The organism is Bradyrhizobium sp. CAR08, from assembly GCF_052871955.1.
On record NZ_JBIXJX010000067.1, the window covers coordinates 1 to 2,483 of the forward strand.

Annotated in this window: 3 protein-coding genes; all 3 read left to right on the forward strand. The window is 63.8% G+C overall.

Translation table 11 applies throughout. The features are described from left to right. The first annotated feature begins 84 nt into the window (after nt 1-84). The 3 genes from tnpA (at nt 85) to tnpC (ending at nt 2,470) form a co-directional block, all read left to right on the forward strand. Nucleotides 85-516 carry an IS66-like element accessory protein TnpA gene (tnpA, locus tag ACIPUD_RS39665; RefSeq protein WP_446482975.1) on the forward strand — a complete coding sequence of 144 codons (432 nt, stop codon included), beginning with the start codon at nt 85-87 and terminating at the stop codon, nt 514-516. Beyond that, nucleotides 513-869 (forward strand): IS66 family insertion sequence element accessory protein TnpB, encoded by a 357-nt coding sequence (gene tnpB, locus ACIPUD_RS39670; protein ID WP_446482976.1) that lies wholly within the window; start codon nt 513-515, stop codon nt 867-869. Before tnpA ends, tnpB begins: the two co-directional genes overlap by 4 nt. Before the next feature lie 122 nt (nt 870-991). Beyond that, nucleotides 992-2,470, forward strand: coding sequence for an IS66 family transposase (tnpC, locus tag ACIPUD_RS39675; RefSeq protein ID WP_446482977.1), 1,479 nt, complete (start codon nt 992-994; stop codon nt 2,468-2,470). Nucleotides 2,471-2,483: the final 13 nt, after the last annotated feature.

The window sequence follows — 2,483 nt, forward strand, 5'->3', positions numbered from 1 at the left end:
GTAAGCGTCGTTCCGCTCCCACCTTCTCGCGGCACATGGGATAGGCGAGTTTCACGATCTCTTTGAAGGGATCGGCTTGTGTCTATGCTTGACCATACGCTTAAATCGGACGTGACGGCGCGCCGGCTGGAAGTGATCACGGAGACGGGACGCCGTCGTTGGTTCTCCAAGGACGACAAGGCCCGGATCGTCGAGGAGACGCTGGTCTCGGGCGCCGTCGTTTCCGAGATTGCCCGGCGACACGGGCTGACCCCACAACAAGTGTTCACCTGGCGCCGGCAAGCACGCCGGTTGCCGACGCCGATGGCTGACGATCCACCGTTTGTACCGGCGGTGGTAGACGCCTTGGTACCGGCCGGGGCTGTTGGCCATGAGCGCAAGACAGCGCGACGCAAGGCCAAGCCGGATATCGGGGGCATCGAGATCGAAGCCGAGGGCGTCACTATCCGGGTCGGCCGAGGCGCGGATGTGGCGATGATTGCGGCCATCGTCCATGCGCTGAAGGCAAGCCGGTGATCGGCCCGTCCGGAACTGTCCGGGTGATGGTGGCAACCAAGCCGGTCGACTTCCGCAAGGGAATGGAGGGGCTTGCCCTATTGGTACGCGAGCACATGCAGGCTGACCCGTTCTCGGGTGCTGTTTATGTGTTCCGTGCCAAGCGCGCCGACCGGATCAAGCTGATCTTCTGGGATGGTACGGGTTTGTGCCTGTTCGCCAAGCGGCTCGAAGACGGCGTCTTCCGCTGGCCGAAGATCGAGGATGGCGTGATGCGTTTGTCGGCGGCGGAATTGTCGGCGCTGCTCGAAGGGCTCGATTGGCGGCGTGTCCACGCGGCACGGGAGACGGTCGTGCCGACGCAAGTCGGATAATTGTGAGCCGTGCTGCGGCGAAGTGAATCAGGGGCATCGAGCACGTCGTCAAGCGGGCGCGAATATGCTCTGATTTACCTGTGAGCGATAACCTTCCTGATGATCCCGAGACGCTCAAGGCGATGCTGCTGGCAGCGCTTCACGAGAGCGAGCGGCTGCGTCAGATTATCAAGGAGCTGCAACGCCACCGCTTTGGCCGGAAGGCAGAGTCGCTTCCCGAGGAGCAGATGCTGCTGGGCCTCGATGACGTCCAACAGGTCGCAGCCTTTGCCGAGGCTGGTCGGGACGAGACAGCCCCGGAAGGCCGGGCGGAGCGCGCACGCAAGCGCCGCGTCAATCGCGGAGCACTGCCGGCCCACCTGCCGCGGATCGAGGTCGTCGTCGACCTCGAAGACAAGACCTGCCCCTGCTGCCAGGGCGAACTGCATCGGATCGGTGAAGACAGGAGTGAGCGGCTGGACATGGTGCCGGCGCAGTTCCGCGTTGTCGTCACCCGGCGTCCTAAATACGCCTGCCGAGCCTGCGAAGATGGCGTCACGCAGGCCGAGGCTCCGGCCCGGCTGATCGAGGGCGGCCTGCCGACGGAGGCAACCGTCGCCCAGGTTCTGGTGTCCAAATATGCCGATCATCTGCCGCTCTACCGGCAGGCCCAGATCTATGCCCGCCAAGGCATCGCTCTCGATCGATCGACGCTGGCGGACTGGGTTGGGCATGCCGCCTTCCATCTGCGCCCGCTGCATGAGCGCCTTCTCGCTCTGCTTCGCGCGAGATCCAAGCTGTTCGCCGACGAGACGACGGTGCCGGTGCTCGATCCGGGTCGAGGGCGCACCAAGACCGGCCAGCTCTGGGCCTATGCAGCCGACGACAGGCCCTGGGGCGGCCTCGATCCGCCCGGCATTGCCTATGTCTATGCACCCGACCGCAAAGCCGAGCGGCTGTTCAGCCATCTCGCCGGCTTCAAGGGCGTCCTGCAGGTCGATGGCTACAACGCCTATCCAAAGCTTGCCGAACGCGGCGGAGTCGAGCTCGCCTTCTGCTGGGTGCACATGCGGCGCAACTTCTACGAACTCGCGACAGCCGGCCCCGCTCCAATCGCAAGCGAGGCGCTCAACCACATCGCCGCATTCTATGCGATCGAGAAGGAGATTCGCGGCCGCAGCGCGGAGGAGCGTCGCCTCGTGCGGCAGCAGAAGAGCCGACCACTGGCCGATGCCTTTGAGGTATGGCTGCGCGCCAAGCTGGCTCTCATCAGCCAGAAGATCAAGCTCGCCGAGGCCATCCGCTATGCTCTCTCGCGCTGGCAAGGACTGACGCGCTTCATTGACGATGGCCGGATCGAACTCGATAACAATACCATCGAGCGATCAATCCGCGGTATCAAACTTTGCCGCAAGAATGCACTATTTGCAGGATCCGACGGCGGCGCCGAGCATTGGGCGGTCATCGCTTCCTTGGTCGAGACCTGCAAGATCAACGACGTCGATCCGCTCGCCTACCTCACCGACGTCCTGACCAGGATCGTCAACGGACATCCAAACCGCGACATCGACCTGCTACTGCCCTGGGCCTACCGCGCTCAAGCCCTCAAAGCCGTGGCCTGACAACGACGCTTAC